The organism is Ruegeria sp. AO1, from assembly GCF_056535985.1.
In genome coordinates this window covers 253,102-272,206 of record NZ_JBQFJC010000001.1, presented here as the reverse complement: position 1 = coordinate 272,206, position 19,105 = coordinate 253,102, and the positions used below count along the sequence as shown (strand labels likewise).

Genomic DNA, 19,105 nt, shown 5'->3' with positions numbered 1-19,105 from the left:
ACGACACATGGGACGTATTCAACTCAAGTCCGTGACCAAAAGCTTCGGCGACGTGCAGGTCATTCCACCGCTTGACCTGACCATTGAAGATGGCGAGTTCACCGTCTTCGTCGGCCCCTCGGGCTGCGGTAAGTCCACCCTGTTGCGTCTTATCGCGGGGTTGGAGGATATCACCTCGGGCTCCATCGACATTGACGGGGCGGACGCCACCGATGTGCCACCCGCCAAACGAGGGCTGGCGATGGTTTTCCAGTCCTATGCGCTCTACCCCCATATGACCGTGCGCAAAAACATCGCCTTTCCCCTTCGGATGGCGAAGCTGGATCAGGCCGAGATCGACAAGCGGGTCGAAAGTGCCGCCGGCGTTCTAAACCTGACCGACTATCTGGACCGCCGCCCCGGCCAGCTATCGGGTGGACAACGCCAGCGCGTTGCCATCGGGCGCGCAATTGTGCGCGAGCCGGCGGCGTTTCTGTTCGATGAACCTCTGTCCAACCTCGACGCGGCGCTGCGTGTCGGCATGCGGCTAGAGATCAGCGAGCTGCACGAACGCCTGGCGACCACTATGATCTACGTGACCCACGATCAGGTCGAAGCCATGACCATGGCCGACAAGATCGTCGTACTGCAAGCTGGTGTGATCGAGCAAGTCGGCAGCCCGCTGGAGCTGTATCGTACCCCGCGAAACCTGTTCGTCGCGGGCTTCATCGGCTCCCCCAAGATGAACTTCATCGAGGGTGAAGAAGCCGCAAAACATGGCGCGAAAACCATCGGCATCCGCCCGGAACATATCGCTGTTTCGGAAACCGAGGGCGAGTGGTCCGGGGTTGTCAGCGTCTCAGAGCATCTGGGTTCGGATACGTTCTTCCATGTCCACGAAACAGGACTGGCCGAAACGATCACGGTTCGCGCCGATGGCGAGGTTGGGTTCCGTCACGGGGATCGTATTCACCTGACGCCACGGGCCGACGTCATCCACCGCTTCGATAAAAAAGGACTGCGGATCGAATGACCCGTTTGAATGGCAAAATCGCTCTGATCACCGGGGCCGCGCGCGGCATCGGGCTGGCCTTTGCCAAATCCTATGTCGCGGAAGGCGCACGCGTTGCCATCGCGGATATCGACATCGAACGCGCTAAACAGGCCGCAGCCGAGATCGGCGCGTCCGCCATAGCCGTCGAAATGGACGTGACAAACCAGCAGAGTATCGACGACGCCATTGCCCACACGGCATCGCATTTCGGCCCGATCGACATCCTGATCAACAATGCAGCGATCTTCACCGCCGCCCCGATTGTCGAGATTGAACGCGCTGACTACGAGCGCGTCTTTGATATCAACGTCGCGGGTGCCTTGTTCACCATGCAGGCTGTCGCGCGCCATATGATTGCGCATGGCACTAAAGGCCGGATCATCAATATGGCATCGCAAGCTGGGCGGCGCGGTGAACCGCTGGTCGCCGTCTATTGTGCCAGCAAGGCCGCGATCATTTCCCTGACCCAATCTGCGGGCCTGAACCTGATCGCGCACGGGATCAACGTGAACGCGATCGCGCCAGGTGTGGTGGACGGCGAACACTGGGACGGCGTCGATGCGTTCTTTGCCAAACACGAAGGTAAACTGCCGGGACAGAAGAAACGCGAAGTGGCCGCTGCCGTTCCCTATGGCCGCATGGGCCGGGCCGAAGACCTGACGGGCATGGCAGTGTTTCTCGCCTCGGACGAGGCAAAATACATCGTTGCACAAACCTACAATGTCGACGGTGGAAATTGGATGAGCTGATGAACCCTGTGGCACACTCAAACCCTCTGATCCAGCTGCGGCAAGACAGGCTTGCAGACCTCCCAGCGACTGTCGGCACCCCTAACTATCAGCGTTCGGAGCTGACGCAGGGCATTGTTCATATCGGTCTTGGAAATTTCCACCGCGCCCACCAGGCTTGGTACATTCATCAGCTCTTGCAGCAGGGCCAAGCCTACGATTGGGGCATTATCGGAGCCGGAGTGCGCAGCTATGACGCCGAGATGCGTGAGAGGCTGTTGGCGCAGGATTGCCTGACCACGTTGATCGAGTTGGATCCACAAGGAATATCCGCAGAGGTCATAGGCCCGATGATCGACTATCTGCCGATTGAGGCAGGTAACGCAGCACTCATCCGCCGGATGGCGGATCCATCTATCCGAATTGTGTCCCTGACTGTAACCGAGGGCGGCTATTTTCTGGATGCCAACACCGGCATGTTCAACTTGGATCATGAAGACATAAGGTACGACGCGAAGAACCCGCATGAGCCACGCACAGTATTCGGTGCGATGGTCGAGGCATACAGGCAAAGGTGTGAGAATGGTTTGGAACCGTTTACCGCGCTGAGCTGCGACAATCTTCAGGGCAACGGCGCAATACTAAAAACCTGCATTGTTAGTTTGGCACGTTTGGTCGACGCGGAATTGGCCGACTGGATCGCCCAAAAGGGCGCATTCCCGAACTCGATGGTGGATTGCATCGTACCCGCGACGACCGAGCAAGTCGTTTCTCAATGCAGGGCGCTTGGAATTGACGATCGCGCTCCGGTCTCGCATGAGAATTTTCGGCAATGGGTCGTCGAGGATGACTTCTGTGCCGGACGGCCGCCCCTCGAACAGGCTGGGGTCACGATGACCCACGATGTTCACGGATATGAAATGATGAAGCTGCGCATCCTGAACGGAGGTCATCAGCTGCTTGCCAATATTGGGGAAATTCTGAACGTACCGACGATTTCAGACTGCATGCAGGATCCGGACATCGTAGCGTTTTTCAAGAAGGTTCAGACAGAAGAGATCTTGCCCTATGTCGAAGCTGTTCCAGGCACCACGGCAACTGAGTATCTTGGTTTGGTTGAAAAACGCTTCGCAAACAGCACCATCCGCGACACAACACGTCGCGTGGCATTTGATGGGTCTTCACGGCATCCGGGGTTCTTGCTGCCGTCGTTGCGCGATGCCCTAGCCTCAGGCCGTTCTCTGACTGGACTGGCTCTAGCCGAAGCGTTCTGGTGCCGGATGTGCGCGGGCGTTCGCGAAGATGGCTCAGAAATTGCGCCAAACGACCCCCAATGGGAGCATTTGCAAAACACCGCTCGGGCCTCCAAGGCCGACCCAAAAATGTGGATCGAGCAACGCCAGTATTATGGTGAGCTAGCTGGCAACACGAGGTTTGCAGAAGCGTTTTCCGCTTGGCTGTCCACAATCTGGCAAGTTGGTTGCCGAGCAGCGGTAACCGACTATGCCACCACATAGGCAAAGCGACACTAATCGTGACACGCAATGGGCGTAAACTTCCCTAACCCTTATTGAGCGGAACCGTAGTTGCACTCAGTTCAATTCGGCCAGAAAAGAGTTGGCCTTTTCCAGATGCTTCTCTTTTGTTTCCAGCAACATCCTATCGCCTGTGCGGCTCATCATGGCCCAACGCGGATTTTTTGAAAGCGTGTCTTTGTGTTTGAAAATGAAGCGCCAATATAAGCCGTCCCAAATCTCGGCCCATTCGCCTTTGCCCCAATGACTCATCTTCCGAATGTAATTTGATCCTGAAAAATAAGGCTTGGTCGTGATCAGCCCACCATCCGCGTTTTGGCTCATTGCATAAACGTTTGGAACCATGACCCAATCGTAGCTGTCTACGAACATTTCCATGAACCACAGGTAGACGTCGTCTGGTTTGATTTCACACAAGAACATAAACCCGCCGAGAACCATCAGCCTTTCGATGTGGTGACAGTAGCCGGTCTGCAGGATTCGCCTGATCGTGTCGTCAATCGGATTTATCCCAGTTGTGCCGACATAGAAAGAGGAAGGCATTGGTCGGTTGTGACGCCAATGATTGGTTGTACGCATACGTACGCCCAAGTCCTCATAGGTGGCGCGCATGAACTCTCTCCACCCTATGATCTGACGGATAAACCCCTCTACAGAGTTGAGGGGCGTATTCTTACGCTGGGCATGGTCCAGAGTTGCGTCAATGACTTGCTGTGGCGTGATCAAGCCAATGTTCAATGCAGGCGTAAGGACAGCATGCCAAAGCCAGCTTTCGCCCTCAACAATCGCATCCTCAAAGTCACCAAACTGGTCGAAACGCCGTTCCAAAAACTGGTGCAGCCACGCCAGTGCAGCAGCGTGCGAAGTTGGATAATAAAGGGTATCGATATCTCCTCGCGCGTCGGGAAATTCAGACAGAACATTGTCTTTCGCCGCTTGGTCCACACTGTCGTGCTGCGGCCAGTCGATCCAAGGCAAGCTTTGTAGCAGGGCTTTTGGAACCTTTTTGCGGTTGTCTTCGTCAAAACTCCACTGGCCACCCAATGGCTGATCGTTCTCAAGCAAGATGTTCAATCGGCGTCGCTGGCTTTTGTAATATTCCGCCATAAACCAACGTTTGCGTCCGGCAGACCAGGCCTGATTGCTGGCACGTGTGTTCAGAAAGCCGGGCGAAGGAAGGAATTCGATCGCAATTCCTGTTGCTTGCGATGCCTCACTCAAACGCTTTTCAACGACTGAATCGACGGGATCAGCCATCACGACCCGAGAAATCTGATCCAGAGAGAGCCATTCGAACAAATGCAGGCACGCTTTGGTAGAGCGCTCATACCCAAAGAGGTCCACATCAAAGCCCTTGTTCTCGAGCTCTTGGCGATACCGGGCCATGCTCGCCCTATGGAGCCATAGCTTCTGCTTATGCATTTTGGCGGGATACTGTGGGTCTCCGAAGAACAACGGATCTTCAAACAAGATCACCTTTTGCAGCGGCATATCAAATGCGGGGTGTTCTGCAAAAATTTGATTTGGAAGCACAATTGCGGCGTATGTCACGGCGTTTTCCCGGTTTTGTTTAAACGGCTAGCAAGTCAAATTAAGGGCCTGCATTATGGACGGGATCTTCTTCTTGAAGCCAAAGAACCCTGCCCTAGCGTGCGGCCATGCGTGCGCATCGTAAGGACGCAACAGACGACGCAAATGAATGCCGGCCTCGTTCAGTTTCGGTTCGGCACGGTCCAAGCACACGCGTGTCGGACCGATGGGACAATAGGGGGTGACAATCGTATCAACATTGTTTGCTTGGGCAGCCCTGATCAGGGGCTCGGACCAATCATCCTTGGCCTGCCCAATCTCACCAAACGGCGAGAGTGCGCTATTCATTGCGTGTTCGACAAAAGCAGATGGCAAATCACCGACCTGACCCGGTGAACGACCATCTGTGGTAAGCAGACCGACCACACCTGAGGGGCGAAGTAATGTGATATCTGCTGCGGACATGTCTTCCTCTGTCACCAGCAGCAGGTACGGTTTTGAGAAGGGTTTTTCTGACTGCGGGCGGATTTCAATGCGCGGATGATCTGTTGCTTCGACCAGTGGCTTAGCGACGTTGGCCAAGCCTTGGGGCTGAAACCGCCCATCGGTGTATTTCGCGATATTGTCGGCGCGCGCGAGATAGGTTTTTCCCTTTGTGTGGAGACCCGCCACCCAACGCCAACTTAGTGTATTTGATGCCGGATCGCCGTCGACGAGGTGACGCATGAAAACATCTGCGCCCAGTTCCCAGGGGAGTCTGAGCGTGAAAATCCAAATTGAGGCCAACCACATCCTCACGTGGTTATGAAGATACCCCGTCGCGTTTAACTCGCGCATCCAGTGATCAAAACACTCGATACCAGTGCGGCCTGACACAGCATCGCGATACACCTCATTCAATGCTGTATCGTTTTCCAAACGCTCCAATTGCGCTACCAAGTTTTTTTGATAGCTAAACCAAACACTTGGCCGTTGCTCCAACCAGCCTTTGAAATACGTGCGCCATAACACTTCGTGAATGAACTTGTCGGCAAGCTTTTCACCATGTGCGGACAGAACGCGTGACAGAACCTCTTCCTCAGTTAGCAAGCGGTGTCGTAGCCAGGGCGAGAGAGTCGATACATTGCCGCGTCGATTGGGGCCAAGGTCATAATTTCGACTTTGCGCATAGTCGCGTCCAGCGCGGGGTAAAAATTGCTCCAAACGCCTCAGGCCTGCGTCGCGCGTAGACTCAAACCGCAGCTGTTCAAAAGCCTTATCCACCACAGGAGCTTCCAAAGTCATGCGGCAGCCTTGCAGCGTTTTGAGCAGTATTTGACATCATCCCAGACCTTCTCCAATTTCTTGCGCCACACGAAGGGCCGTTGGCAGACTGGACAGATCTTTTGCGGCAAATCCGCCTTCTTGCGCATTTTCACGTGAGGTCTCCGAACGGTAGGTCAAGTTGAGCCGCATTCCGCGGTGTTCTGGATTTTCTTTTACGAGAGCGTTCAGCCTTTCGGCTTGCGTGTTTGGTGGCGATTGCGTGCGCTCGATCGCGAAATTCGGGCCCGCGCCTCACCGCCCAAACCTTTTCTCGCGCAGCCTTTGCCGCCGCCAGATGGTCAAAGACGCGCATAGGATATTTTCGGTCAAGAACCGCACCAGCATTGTCCGCATGCCAAGGTTCATGCAGATGTGCATCCGATATCTCTGCCAGTTCCGGCACCCACCGACGAATGAAAGTGCCGTTCGGATCCTGATCCAGGCCTTGTTTGACGGGGTTGTAAATACGGATGGTGTTGATGCCGGTTGTGCCAGATTGCATCTGGACCTGACTCCAATGGATACCGGGCTCATAGTCGGTGAACATCCTGGCCAGATGCAGGCCAGGCGAACGCCAATGCAGCCACAAATGATAGCTTGCAACTGCCATCACCATTGCCCGCATGCGGAAATTCAACCAACCCGTCGCGCGCAGAGATCGCATGCAGGCGTCCAAGAAAGGATACCCTGTCTCACCTGTTGACCAGGCTTGCAAAAGCGCCGCGTCCGGTTCCTTGGGGCGCAAGCCATCATAGAGCGGGTGAAGGTTTTCGAACTCTATTTGCGGTTCGTCTTCCAGCTTTTGAATGAAATGACAATGCCAGTGCAAACGCGCTGAAAAGGATCGCATCGATTTCTGCCATTTCCCTGCGCCCGCGGGAAGCGAGCGCCGGGCATTTTCCGTCTGTTGTGCAATTTCGCGAACAGAGATCGCGCCCCATGCAATGTAGGGAGACAGCCGCGAACATGCTGTCGCGCCACTCAAGGGGCTGGACATTGCACGTTGGTAGTCAATGCTCCTGTTGTCCAAAAAGCTCTTCAAAAGCCCCAGCCCCACTTGACGTCCACCCCTTTGCCGACCCGTACATACGGCGCCTGCAAGGCCCAGATCTTTGCTGCTTGGGAGCGCGCCAAGCTCAATGGGCAAGGGCGCAAGCTGCGGCGCCTTTTCTGTTGGTCGCGACATCTGCGCGTCCCAATGGTTCGCCCAGCCGTCTCGGGATTTCAGTCGGCGGATAACGCCGTGGTTTTGAATCTCATGCCAAGGGACACCTGCGTCACGACACCAGGCAGCGACATCTTGATCCCTGCGATAGGTCCAATCGTTCCCCGTCTCCTCGTGTGACCATAAGACCTCTAGGAAACCCCGTTTTTTCAGTTCCGTAAGTGTCTCAATCGCCGTCCCGATACGAACAACCAGTGGCTGTCCCAACTGAGCAGTTGCCTCACGCAATTCCGCAAGTGTCTCAGAAACAAAGCTCCATTGTCGTTCTGAGGCATCGGGCTGCAGCCAAAGCTCAGGTTCAACAACATAGAGCGGCAGCACGGGACCAACCTTGGCCGCGTGTGCCAAGGCCGCATGATCCAAAACACGGAGATCTCGCTTGAACCAGACGACTTGCAAATCCGTACACCTCACCCAAGTCATTCATTGAGTGATTACGCGTCATGGAATGCAACGGATCAGAAAAAGTGCTTGTTTTGCAGAGCGATCGCGACATCTTTGCCTGCAGGTCGGCGACTGCAAGTAGTGCCCGCTTCTGCGCTTTTCCTCAGTTTAATCGCTGGCAATAAAGCGCGACAAAATCGTTCACTACCAGACATGGAAGGGCGGCTTACCCCGCGTCCGCAACCTAGCCTATTCCACAATCCTGCGGGTGTAACGAATGTCAGTTTTGGCGGGTCGCATTACAGCGTTTGAGGTTGTTGGCCAACGACAGGAAAAGGCCGCGCGTATCGGCCAACGGACCAGAAAACTCCCCCTAGTTTTTTTCGCCAAATGGCAATCAGTTGAGAATATCCGCGATCGCACCGATCAAATTCAGAACTTCGTTCGTCCGTCGATCCACTTCATATACGTAGCTTCCGGCCCGCACGTAGTATCCATTTCTTTTCAGGCCATATTTGTAGGGATCGTTGATGCGCACATAGCCATCTTAGATGTAATCCCCAGCCCGGTATCGTTTGACTTGTCCGGGGGGGACGCAGGGAACCGCTTTTTTGGCCAAGCCCGGTGGACAATGTCCTGCTTTTGATTTCACGAGAACAGGCTGCATAGCATTGTGCGACCCAACAGTCTTTCTAAGATCAAGAGACTGGACGTCAAAACTCGCACTCGCAACCGGCCCGGTTTGCATTACGAACACCGTCGCTGTGATTGCTAGAGCCGTTTTCATCCTTTTGCCTCCTTTAGCTGCGTCTTCCATTTATGATCCCCGTCGGGATTTGGCCAATGCAATCGGCGGAGACTGGCTTACCGCTGAAGTCTCCCACTATGACGCGATGGTTCGTTGGCACGACAGCCTCACCTGACGACCTTTCAAACCGCCAAGTTGGAATGGGGTAATTGAAGGAGCGCACGGCCGGACAATTCGTTTGTTCTTATTTCGTAAACAACATTAACCGAACGTGAACAGTGTATTCGCAGTGGGTTCAAACAACTTTAGGCATACTGACTAAGTTGGATCGAACGAGACGTATATCGTTTGACGAAAACAAGGGGAACAAAATGGTCAAGCCTGCCTTTATGACTGAAGATCGCAGAACTGAAATTGCGATGCGGACCTCTAGTAAATCTGCTGAAGAGCGCCTGCAAACCACGATGAATTCGAGCAATAGCCGCTTCCCTCCTATTGAAAATGCACTGACAGAGATCATAAAGAACAAGCGGCTATCCGAGGCTCACCAGAACGTCTTCAGGCAAAACAGCTGACCCCCCGACAATTCTCGATTATCGTCCTAAACATCGGAATTGTAACATAAATCCCGTCCCAACTTGGGGCGGGATTTTCTTGTTGCGCATCGCAATCATCAAGAGTTTGCGCCTAGCAGGTCGACTGGGTCGACCTGCCAACTTGGTATCCGAAAGACTTATCGACGCTCCCGCCTTCAGTTCATCCTGAAGTGGAGGCTGGCGATGGCCGGGAAGCCTCAGGTCACAGCCCCAGCAGGGCTTTGACCTGTTCCTCGACTGCATCGGTGACAGGCTTGTTGGCAGCAGCTTCCAGGGCCTCACGTTCTGCCAGGTCTTGCTCTTCAACAAGTTCTGTCAGCTCTTCCACCTCTTCAACAGCTTCGTTGTATTCAATGGCTGCCTGCCTCTCGTCGTTCAAAGTCTGGGCTTCATCAATAGAAGCGTCCAATTCAGCTTGGGCCTCTTCTAGCTGTGCTTCGATATCCGGATCGCTACCACCCGCGTCCTCCAATGCCTGTTCAAGCTCTGCGACCGTGTCCCGGTTGGTTTGAACCTCACCCAATGCGACTTCCAAGTCATCCTCGATTTCTTGAACTGTCCGATCTGGTTCTTCCAGCCCCTCAAGGAGCTCCAACTGTTCTTCCAGTTCCTCGCGCAAGGGCTCTCCGGCCAGCACAGTGTCGCGGTACGTGGCAATTCGGCCAACCCGCGAATTGGGCGCAGCATTGGCGAGGGCCGTTGGACTTGCATTGGCCGCGTTCAGTGCGCCCAACTCGGACGGGTGTGCACCAAGCAGCGCAGCCATACGATTACCTTTGGTGCGGGAAACGGGACGCTTGGACTCTTCTACAATGACAGTCTGACGAACCGTTTTTTGCACCTTGGCCTTCTGCGTTCGAAGGGTTGTCGTGGCAACCCTTGAGGTGGTTGCCGTTTTGCGAGTTTTGCCATTCCCGTTGAACAGATCTTTCAGAGAGAACCCGCCGCCTTTTTTCGTACCGGACCGAGCAGACTGAGACTTTGTTTTCCCTTGCCCGAATATCCCGACTCTGGTGCCGCCACGGCTTTTGTCGGCTCCGTTGCCACGGCCACCATTCCCGGCCGAGCTGTTGTCTCCGCGATCTCCCTGAGCACCGTTGCCATTGCCGCCGCTGTTTCCATTGCCACCGCCGTTGCCGTTGCCGTTTCCGCCGCCGTTGCCACCACCGTTTCCGCCTCCATTGCCGTTTCCACCGCCATTGCCGCCACCATTACCGTTACCCGGCTTGGCATAAGCAAAATCAGGAGCTGCGACGGTGGCTACAATGGCCGTTGACCCCAACAAGGCAATCGCGATCGTCGAAGCTTTAAGCAGTCCGCACTTGGTGGTTTTCATTTTCAATCTCCTCAAAACCTTCAGCAACGGCAGTCCGCATACTGAGGTTGACCACAGTGTTTCGGCAGTCTGACTCGCAGTCGAATCAAAGCCCTTGCCACTGATTTAACTTGAGGTCGCTTGAACGCAGGGCTAACTGCTTGTTCATCATCGGTTCATGTCTGGCCTAGTAGTCTTCGAAGAAGGTGTTTGAGGGTGTTATGCAGGCCAAAGCGTTTTTTCTGGTTGCAGCTTTGCTAACCGCCTTGTCCGGGGGACAAGCGGCGGCAGATGCACGCGAACTCAAACAGTCTGAACTGCGTATGGCGACGTTGTCAGGCGGTGCGATACGGCTGAACCGTGTCATCAAAGGCGTGAAAAAAGCATACGGCGGAACCCCTGTTGATGCGCGCGCATTCAAAACAGACAAGATCTACTATCGTATTCTGGTCAAAAAGCCGGGCGGAAAGATCGTCAGCGTGATCGTGAACGCCGAAACCGGCACAGTTGTCTCGAACCGCTCAAGTACCGGGCGCGAGATTTCCGAAGCCGCGCGCAATTCGACCAAATCCCAAAGCAACAACGGTCAGAGCGCCTCTGCCACCCGTGGGAACAGTGCGGGCCGAAGCAATGCTGGCGGCAACGGCAACGGCGGTGGAAATGGAAACGGCAATGGCGGTGGCAACGGCGGCGGCAATGGCGGCGGCAATGGCGGCGGCAATGGCGGCGGCAATGGCGGTGGAAAAAAATAGAGTTAAGATCGCGCTGATTTAGCTGTAGTCTCTGGATATGCGAATACTCCTTGCTGAAGACGAACCCCAGCTTTGTGAGCAAGTCAAAAAGCTATTGGGTGCGGAAGGTCGCGTGGTCGACGTGGCCAACAATGGTACAGATGCCCTGCATCTGGGGTCGACTGAACCGTACGACATGATCATCCTCGACATCGGCCTGCCTGAGCGTGATGGCATTTCGGTCCTGCGCGAATGGCGCAGCGCGGGTGTCAAAACCCCGGTCTTGATCCTGACGGCCAGAGATGGCTGGAGCGAACGCGTCGACGGTCTGGATGCTGGCGCGGATGACTATATGACCAAGCCGTTTCACATGCCTGAATTGGCGGCGCGGGTACGGGCTATCTTGCGACGTCAGAGCGGTCAGTTGAACCTCGTGATAGAGATGGGAGAAGTTTCTCTGGATACGCGGAACGGTCGGGTTACGGTCGGGGGCATTCCTGTCGATTTGACCGCGCAGGAGATCGCTGTTCTGACCTATCTGGCGCACAACATCGGTCGGATGGTGTCGCGTACTGAGTTGTCTGAACACATCTACGAATATGACGGCGACCGAGATTCCAACACGATTGCGGTTTTTGTGACCCGCCTGCGCAAAAAACTGGGCTCCGATTTGATCACAACCGTCCGGGGTCGCGGCTATATGATTGATTCCGCCTAATGCTCTCGTTGCGCCAACGGGCCTTACTCGGAGGTATCGCTTCGGGAGCGTTGTCCGTAGGCGTCGGTACGCTGATGGTGTTTTCCTACATCAACACGCGCGTTCTGGAGCAGTTCGACGCAACGCTACAAGACCGGCACACGCAGGTTGTTGTTGGCCTCAGCGCCACCACGGATGACCCTGAAACCCTGCGGCAGTTGGTATTCGACCCGGCCTATAGCACGCCATATTCGGGGCGGTATTGGCAAGTAACAGACAGTACCGGCGCCATCTATACATCGGCTTCACTCTTTGATGAAACGATCGCCGAGCCTCCGCGCGAAAATAACGAAACAATCATTTGGAACACCTCTGGTCCAGATAGCGAAGCCATTCGTAGCGTCTATCAAAAGATCACGTTCGAAGACGGAACGGAGTGGGGCGTAACTGTCGCCGAAAGCAGGAGCGAACTGATCAACGAACGCAGCGCTGCACAAAGATACCTGCTCCCGGTTTTCGGATTGGTTGGTTTGATCGGAGTGGCAAGTTCTCTTTTGTTGATGTCCGCCATTGTTGGCCCGCTCCGGAAGTTGCGTGCCGATGTCGCTCATCGCTGGGATCGGGGCGATGAACTGGCTCCCGAAGACTACCCAGAGGAGGTTTCTCCTCTGGTGGAAGATCTCAACAAACTGCTGCATCGAAACCGCGAGATTGTCTCAGGTTCGCGAAGACAAGCGGCGGATCTGGCACATGCCCTCAAGACACCGACGGCCATCTTACGAAACGAATTGGCGGATCTGGCAAACGCCGGCGCACATACGGAACCTGCGGAAGAAGCCCTAACCCGAATTGACGCCCAGCTTAGCCGTTCACTTGCGCGCATGCGCGCATCAAACACCGGAGAGTTAACGCATTCCAGGACAGATCTTTCGAATTCGGTGGAACGACTGTCCCGGTTGTTCTCGGTGATGGCCGAACGCGAGGGGAAGACGCTTGTTTCGAATTGCGAGGCTGGTCTTCACGTTCGAATGGACCCCCAAGACATCGAGGAAGTGATCGGAAACCTCCTCGACAACGCCCTCAAATGGAGCCGGACGACATTCCAATTCACCGCCAGGCGCACGGGCAGCGGCATCGAACTTCGCGTCGAGGACGACGGCCCCGGAATCCCAGAGGAGGCCCGGCTTGAGGTCCTGCGTTCCGGCGGTCGACTCGATACCTCTGTAAAAGGAACAGGGTTGGGGCTGCCGATTTCCGTTGATTTATTGGCCGCCTACGGTGGAACGCTGGAACTTGGAATATCGAAGCGCCTGGGGGGCTTGGCCTGTGAGGTGAACATTGGGCGCGAGACATATAGCCAATAGATGAGCAAAGTGGCGACAGTGTCCTACCGCGTCGCCGCACGGCGCCAAGACGGGCGTGGACAGCGTGTTGACATGATGCGGTACTAAAGGCCCGAAACCTCCCTTCGCCTAAATGATCCGCCGCGCAGAAAACCTGCGCGACGAATGCTTCGTTTAATCGACGACCTCGCTGTAGTCCCCGCGGACTTGAACCATCACTGATACGTCACCAGAGTCTCGGTTGCGCCAGAACCAACCATGTTCACCGGCAAAGGCCGCTTCGATGGTGCCTTCGGCACCGGTCGATCCACGCCCCTTTTCATAGGTGATCGACTGACCGCCACCGTGACCATGCAGGTCGAAGTTCACCCGACCGCCTGTAACGACCATACGGTACTCAACCGTCGCGCCTTCTTCCATGACCAGCTTCCATTCAGTCGACTCTCCGGGCGTCAGTATAAAGCTGGTTTCATCCTGCCAGACCTCGGCCTCTTGCGCATGAGCCGACCCGACAAAGAGGCCAAGGACGTCGTTCAGCAAGCTCGACTGATCCTGGCTTTCGAGTTTGCGGTCTGCTTCGGCCTCGTCTGCAAGTTGCGATTTAATCTCGCCCATCTCTTGCAGCCCGAGCACGCGGCCAACGCCGGTCGGGTCGATCCCGTATTCGGCTGGCAGAACCACCGTGACAAGGATCGCGACGGCAGACGCACCTGCAATGACGGTCGAGCGGATAAGCTGAGCCGAGCTTGGCAGTTCTTCAAGACTTGGTCTTTCTGTGTTGAACATTTTCTGAACTCCGTTACGCGGCAACAAAATAGCCGGTCATCTGATAGCCCATCAGAATGAACCCGAGGGTCATCATGATGACGTTTACGCTGTAAGCTTGCTGGAAGAAGTAAGGGCTTTTGCGCCAGAACCCCATAACGATAAGGATGATCGCAAGGGCCGTAAGCTGGCCAAGTTCCACACCCACGTTGAACGCCAACAGATTGGCAAGAAGCCCTTCCGGAGCGATATCGTAGTCGAGGATTTTGGTCGCCAGACCCATGCCGTGGAACAGGCCAAAGATAAGCGTCGCGACTTTGGTATTCGGCTGAAACCCCAACCAGCGCTGGAACGCACCAAGATTGTCGAGCGCCTTGTAGACAACCGAAAGGCCGATAATGGCGTCGACGATATATGCGTTTACGCCCCAGCCAAACCAAACGCCCAACAGCATTGTTGTCGAGTGTCCGATCACGAAGAGGCTGACATAGATGCCGACATCTTTGGCTCGATAGAGAAAGAACACGACGCCAAGCAGGAATAGGATGTGATCGTAGCCTGTGACCATGTGTTTTGCGCCAAGATACATGAAGGGGATGATGTTCACGCCCCAGATTTCTTGGATGTAGCCCGCATCGCCTTCAGTGACGTTATGAGCCAGCACCTGAGACGTGCTCAGTGCCAGATTGGTTATAATGAGGGCCAGCAGGAGCGTCGCGCGCCTGTCTAGACCCCGTGAGATTAGATTCATGGATGTTCTCCGTTGTTATGTGATGTCGAAAACCCCGATTGGGGCGACGTCACACGCGCGGAGGCCGGTCTATACCGTAGTTCTTGGTTGGGCCGCCCGGCACTCGGTCGAACGCCCTGTCATCTGAGAGCGAGGCCAGTGACAGCGCATTTTCCGGTTCCGGTATCACCATTTGGCTGTGGTCGTGATCTGCACCATCATGACTGTGCCCGTGCATCGCCCACAACAAATCTTCTTCAAAGCCATGGGTATGCCCGTGCTCTGCAATGATCTGCAAATGCTCCTGCACGGTTTCAATCACTGTCGGAGCATGGCCCACGTTTGGCTGAAGCGACCAAAAGATCAAAGACAGGCAGATCAAAGCTGCCATCGCATTCTGCGTATATCTTTGAACTGCTCTCACGTTTTCAGTGCCTCTGCGGCGTTTCTATATCCCCCCCAAGGGTTATCTCGACTTGTATGTCAAAATCACCAAAAGTCGCAAGCCATCCAGCACGATCAGCGCGGCAGAAACGTGCCTAAGAGCCTCTGCGGTCCGTTTGGCGCCCAGGGTCGGTTGGCAGTAGCTCTATTGAACAACCAAGAAACCTTCCAACGAAGTAACAGCAGTTCCTTCAAGGATGACGCGGTTGCCATCCGCTTCACAAGCAATGACTCCGCCTCGCGCAGAAAGCTGACGAGCCAACAAATGTTTTTTCTCCAGTCTCCGAGACCAGTATGGCGTCAAACAGCAATGTGAAACGCCTGATACGGAATCTTCTGGCACACCATTTGCCGGGGCAAAGAACCGTGAAACGAAATCAAATTCCCCTGTCCCTTGCGCCGATATGATCACTGCGGGTAACGGTAGTTTTGCCAAAGCGGCAAAATCCGGAGCACAGCTCAGAATATCATTTTCGCTCTCAAAAACAGCCAGATAGTGCTTTGCAGCCAATAAAGCTGAAGGCTTCTTCCCAAGTGCTTCGATCAGACCCGTGGGGGCATCGACCACCTCTGGCACAAGTGCGGGCATATCCAGACGCAATCCGTTTTCCCCACGTCGAACAATCATCCGGGCGGATTTGGAATGGGAGGTGACCGCATCCAACCCGACCTCGAGATTGGAGAATACGATGTGAGCAGCCGCAAGGGTCGCGTGTCCGATCATATCCACCTCGCGCGTTGGGGTGAACCAACGTATGTCGAATTCGGCATGCTCCGCGCGATGGCGCGCATTTGCGCGGGGAACAAAAAACACCGTTTCAGATTGGTTCAGTTCACTCGCGATGGATTGCATGACCTGTACAGGCAGCCATTGATCCAATGGGCAAACGCCAGCAGGGTTTCCGCTGAGCGTGCGGTCTGAAAAGGCATCGACAATAAAGGTTCGAAGTTTCATCTCTAGCCGTCTACATTCGGGCGCGGGACTGTGAACGCCCCGTCGTTTTCAATGGCAAAGGCGGCACGAAGAACCGTGCTTTCTTCGAAATACCTGCCAACCAGCTGCAACCCAATCGGCAATCCTTCCGAGTGAATTGCACAGGGCATCGTCAGCGCAGGATGGCCGGACATGTTGAAGAAGGTGGTAAAGCGCGTGATGGCATTGCCAACTGCTTCTTCCACACCGTCACGGGTTGTCTTCACAGTTCCCAGCTTTTGCGCAATTTCCGGCGTCGCCGGCGTCAGGATCAGGTCGACCTCATCAAACAACGCGTTGGTCTCTTGCCGATAGAGTTCTACGAAGCGTTTGGCCCGAATGTAGTGTTCCGCCAGGAGCGTCTGTCCCAGCGCCAATCCGGCGCGAAAATCCTGCCCATAAAGTTCACCCCGGTCTTGCAAATAGGCCGAATGCGCGCTCAGAGCTTCCGGCATCTGAACGGTGAGAGACACGGCGCGGCTATGTTCAAGATCCGGAAAGGTCACGGGGACCAAGGCCGCGCCTTTCGCAGTCACAAAGCGCTTTACATCCTCCAATGCTGTCAAGATTTCCGGATCGGTTCGCTCGAAATAGAAATTGGCCGGAATGCCGATGCGCAACCCAGAGATATCGCCATCGAGCGCTGCGGCATAGTCTTCGACCGCAAGGTTTTGCGAACCCGGATCGCGCGGATCGTAACCCGCAATGATCCCGAGTAAATCAGCGCAATCTGTGACGTCTCGAGTCATGATGCCCACATGATCTAACGTCCAGCAATATGGCACCACACCCGTCGTCGGCACTCGGCCGATGGTAGGCTTCAGTCCGACTAGCCCGTTCAACGCTGCAGGCGCGCGCACTGATCCGCCAGTGTCCGTACCAAGGCTGGCAGGGACCAAGCCGAAGGCCACCGCTGCCGCTGATCCGCTGGATGATCCTCCGGCCAGTCGTCTTGGGTCATAGGCGTTCACGCAGGTTCCATAGACCTCATTCTCGCCGGTTGCGCCGTACGCAAACTCATGAAGATTGGTCTTGCCCAGGCTCAGCGCGTTTGCCTCTCGCATACGGGCAATGACAAAGGCGTCCTCCGATGCAATTCTGTCATGAAACACACGCGATCCAGCTGATGTCAGAACCCCTTGGATGTCGAAAAGATCTTTGGATGCGTATGGAATACCCGCAAAACGCGACCGCTCCAGATCGTCGCGCGTGAGGGTCTCGGCCACCTGGCGCGCAGATTTATCTGTCACGGTGATAAAGGCTTTGGAACGGTCATTGTGCCTTGCAATCCGCTCGGCAAAAAACGCGACGAGTTCGGTTGGCGTTATTTCATTGGCATCGAGTCTGGATTTCAGACCACGGACAGTGTCAAACGATATTTCATTTGTCATCTGTCTATCGCTTCTGAACAGTCAGGGCCGGAGGTATCGTGCCAAGGTCGATCTTGCGAAGGACCTCCAACTCGTCCAGCAACTCCTGAAATCCGGTGATGATACCCAGTTTCGGGTCTACAAGCTCGTCTATTTCCGCATCGCTCCAGTCGTGCGAGGCCATCTGATTGCAGATACCTGTCAGAGTCTCTTTTTTCAGTTTTTGCATGTTGCCCATCCACGTAGGTTCCGATGAATCTTCCGACGCGCAATACGCGCGCCGAGCTCGTGCGTCACAGTTGCGATAGTTCAACCATTTGGCAATCTGCTGCCCAGACCGATACCACCGCCAGTAGGTTCATTTGCTAAGCAGGATCTCACGCGGATAGTTGGTGATGTAGTCAAACCCGGTTTCGGTCACGACCACCGAGTCACCAATCCGACCTGCAGTGACACCATCGACCGAGATGCCGCCATCCACCGCAAAGGTCATGCCCGGCTGCAGAACTGTCTTGTCTCCGGCTTTCAGCTCCGGCGCTTCCAGATATGCAACACCGATGGATCGACCGGTACGGTAGCCGGTTTCATAACCGCGTTCCTTATAGACTTCGTTGGCGGCTGCAGCGACGTCTTCGGCAAGAACGCCCGGGCGGATCGCGTGGATCGCGGCTTGCTGCGCGTCAATCGCAGCCTGCTGCACTTCGCGGTCCAGGTCTTTCACTTCGCCGATGTGGAACATACGGTCGAAGCCCAGCTTGTACTGTTTGAACTGCGCCATGTTGCAAAAGCAGAAATAGACGGGATCAAACTTTTCATAGGCTTTAACACCGGCGCGACCATGCACCATCGAGGTATTCTTGCCGCTTTGAACAATCTGCAGGTTGTGGATCATGGGCGAGACGAAGCTGTCCCAACCCTTGGCGGTCAGGAAAGTGGCCGCCTTGCGCGAACCTGCATCAATTACCGCCAGCGCGCTCTCGTATTCCTGCGCGCCTTCTTTCAAGGAATTATGCGCCGCAAGCATCATCGCGCCAGCGATCTCTCCAGCCTGTTTCATCACTTCTATTTCGAAGGGAGATTTGATGGTCCTCATCGCGCCCAATACCGGAGAGATATCCTTAAGAGGAACGCCCGGATAAGTCTCGTCCAGATGATTGCGGACAATTGCAGGGATCGACCCCTTTTCAACCCAGATCTCGGATGGCCTACCACCCAAAGCACCGGCCAGCGCGCGGCCCCATGTGCGTTGTCCGATATCTTCCCAGGTGCGCACGTCTTCGACCCATGTCATCGCACCGACCATCTCCGACTCCATCAGCGGTGTGATGACGACTGGCGAGTCATCCGCGTCCACCACCAACATCGTTGGGCGCCCGAACTCGATCCCCAGGTAACCCCAGAAACCTGCCAGATAGGCCATTGAGCTTTCATCCGTAAACACTGCCTTTTGAATGCCTGCATCCTTCATGCGGCTCTGAAGCTCAGTCGTTCTTTGTTTTGCGTGTTCAAGCATGTGCCTTTTTCCTTCGAGAAAAGCCAACGGCATGACACCAAAACCGATGGCCGGGTTGAACTTCAGGCCGTCCTGTCATTGTCGCCTGGGCGGCCATTTCAATTTTCAATTTCAACGCCGCCCGCCTTCCACGCGGGCGG

19 protein-coding genes are annotated in these 19,105 nt (G+C 55.2%); 7 read left to right on the top strand and 12 right to left on the bottom strand.

All coding sequences use genetic code 11. The features are described from left to right. The first annotated feature begins 7 nt into the window (after positions 1-7). The 3 genes from ACR3FB_RS01400 to ACR3FB_RS01390 are packed head-to-tail and all read left to right on the top strand — an operon-like array spanning position 8 to position 3,278. Positions 8-1,012 carry an ABC transporter ATP-binding protein gene (locus tag ACR3FB_RS01400; RefSeq protein ID WP_480563546.1) on the top strand — a complete coding sequence of 335 codons (1,005 nt, stop codon included), beginning with the start codon at positions 8-10 and terminating at the stop codon, positions 1,010-1,012. Next, positions 1,009-1,782: an L-iditol 2-dehydrogenase gene (locus ACR3FB_RS01395; protein WP_480563545.1), complete on the top strand. Its 774-nt coding sequence runs from the start codon at positions 1,009-1,011 to the stop codon at positions 1,780-1,782. Before ACR3FB_RS01400 ends, ACR3FB_RS01395 begins: the two co-directional genes overlap by 4 nt. Continuing rightward, complete coding sequence (locus ACR3FB_RS01390; protein WP_480563543.1) at positions 1,782-3,278, top strand: mannitol dehydrogenase family protein; 1,497 nt, start codon at positions 1,782-1,784, stop codon at positions 3,276-3,278. The genes ACR3FB_RS01395 and ACR3FB_RS01390 overlap by 1 nt, the downstream gene beginning before the upstream one ends. Before the next feature lie 75 nt (positions 3,279-3,353). On the opposite strand, the gene ACR3FB_RS01385 is transcribed toward ACR3FB_RS01390, so the two are convergent. Genes ACR3FB_RS01385 through ACR3FB_RS01370 form a run of 4 tightly spaced genes read right to left on the bottom strand, consistent with a single transcriptional unit; the run spans position 3,354 to position 7,779 of the window. Continuing rightward, positions 3,354-4,847, bottom strand: a complete 1,494-nt coding sequence (locus ACR3FB_RS01385) for a cryptochrome/photolyase family protein (protein WP_480563541.1) — start codon at positions 4,845-4,847, stop codon at positions 3,354-3,356. 27 nt (positions 4,848-4,874) lie between these two features. After that, the gene (locus ACR3FB_RS01380) at positions 4,875-6,110 is read right to left on the bottom strand and encodes an FAD-binding domain-containing protein (RefSeq protein ID WP_480563539.1); all 1,236 of its coding nucleotides are present in this window, start codon (positions 6,108-6,110) and stop codon (positions 4,875-4,877) included. Next, a complete protein-coding gene (locus ACR3FB_RS01375; protein ID WP_480563536.1) occupies positions 6,107-6,238 on the bottom strand; it encodes a DUF2256 domain-containing protein in 132 nt (43 codons plus the stop codon). The genes ACR3FB_RS01380 and ACR3FB_RS01375 overlap by 4 nt, the downstream gene beginning before the upstream one ends. A 2-nt stretch (positions 6,239-6,240) precedes the next feature. After that, positions 6,241-7,779 (bottom strand): cryptochrome/deoxyribodipyrimidine photo-lyase family protein, encoded by a 1,539-nt coding sequence (locus ACR3FB_RS01370; RefSeq protein ID WP_480563534.1) that lies wholly within the window; start codon positions 7,777-7,779, stop codon positions 6,241-6,243. 1,080 nt (positions 7,780-8,859) lie between these two features. On the opposite strand from ACR3FB_RS01370, the gene ACR3FB_RS01365 reads away from it, so the two are divergent. Next, positions 8,860-9,063, top strand: coding sequence for a hypothetical protein (locus tag ACR3FB_RS01365; protein WP_480563532.1), 204 nt, complete (start codon positions 8,860-8,862; stop codon positions 9,061-9,063). A gap of 223 nt (positions 9,064-9,286) precedes the next feature. On the opposite strand, the gene ACR3FB_RS01360 is transcribed toward ACR3FB_RS01365, so the two are convergent. Next, complete coding sequence (locus ACR3FB_RS01360) at positions 9,287-10,420, bottom strand: hypothetical protein (protein ID WP_480563530.1); 1,134 nt, start codon at positions 10,418-10,420, stop codon at positions 9,287-9,289. Positions 10,421-10,620: 200 nt separating this feature from the next. Between ACR3FB_RS01360 and ACR3FB_RS01355 the strand changes: the two genes are divergently transcribed. From ACR3FB_RS01355 to ACR3FB_RS01345, 3 genes are all read left to right on the top strand, one after another. Beyond that, positions 10,621-11,151, top strand: a complete 531-nt coding sequence (locus ACR3FB_RS01355) for a PepSY domain-containing protein (protein WP_480563528.1) — start codon at positions 10,621-10,623, stop codon at positions 11,149-11,151. Between the two features lie 37 nt (positions 11,152-11,188). Continuing rightward, a complete protein-coding gene (locus ACR3FB_RS01350) occupies positions 11,189-11,848 on the top strand; it encodes a response regulator transcription factor (protein ID WP_480563526.1) in 660 nt (219 codons plus the stop codon). 74 nt (positions 11,849-11,922) lie between these two features. Continuing rightward, entirely contained in the window at positions 11,923-13,191 is a 1,269-nt protein-coding gene (locus ACR3FB_RS01345; protein ID WP_480563524.1) for a sensor histidine kinase, read from the top strand. A 153-nt stretch (positions 13,192-13,344) separates the two neighbouring features. Here the strand turns inward: ACR3FB_RS01345 and ACR3FB_RS01340 are convergent, their stop codons facing one another. The 7 genes from ACR3FB_RS01340 to ACR3FB_RS01310 form a co-directional block, all read right to left on the bottom strand. Next, positions 13,345-13,956: a transmembrane anchor protein gene (locus ACR3FB_RS01340; RefSeq protein WP_170666236.1), complete on the bottom strand. Its 612-nt coding sequence runs from the start codon at positions 13,954-13,956 to the stop codon at positions 13,345-13,347. 13 nt (positions 13,957-13,969) lie between these two features. Beyond that, complete coding sequence (locus ACR3FB_RS01335) at positions 13,970-14,686, bottom strand: HupE/UreJ family protein (protein ID WP_480563521.1); 717 nt, start codon at positions 14,684-14,686, stop codon at positions 13,970-13,972. 49 nt (positions 14,687-14,735) lie between these two features. Then, positions 14,736-15,056, bottom strand: coding sequence for a hypothetical protein (locus ACR3FB_RS01330; RefSeq protein WP_480563518.1), 321 nt, complete (start codon positions 15,054-15,056; stop codon positions 14,736-14,738). A gap of 198 nt (positions 15,057-15,254) precedes the next feature. Next, positions 15,255-16,064, bottom strand: coding sequence for a PhzF family phenazine biosynthesis protein (locus ACR3FB_RS01325; RefSeq protein WP_480563516.1), 810 nt, complete (start codon positions 16,062-16,064; stop codon positions 15,255-15,257). A 2-nt stretch (positions 16,065-16,066) separates the two neighbouring features. After that, a complete protein-coding gene (locus ACR3FB_RS01320) occupies positions 16,067-17,473 on the bottom strand; it encodes an amidase (RefSeq protein ID WP_480563514.1) in 1,407 nt (468 codons plus the stop codon). A gap of 4 nt (positions 17,474-17,477) precedes the next feature. After that, the gene (locus ACR3FB_RS01315) at positions 17,478-17,681 is read right to left on the bottom strand and encodes a hypothetical protein (protein ID WP_170471590.1); all 204 of its coding nucleotides are present in this window, start codon (positions 17,679-17,681) and stop codon (positions 17,478-17,480) included. A gap of 129 nt (positions 17,682-17,810) precedes the next feature. Continuing rightward, the gene (locus ACR3FB_RS01310; RefSeq protein ID WP_480563512.1) at positions 17,811-18,965 is read right to left on the bottom strand and encodes a M24 family metallopeptidase; all 1,155 of its coding nucleotides are present in this window, start codon (positions 18,963-18,965) and stop codon (positions 17,811-17,813) included. Positions 18,966-19,105 lie beyond the last annotated feature (140 nt).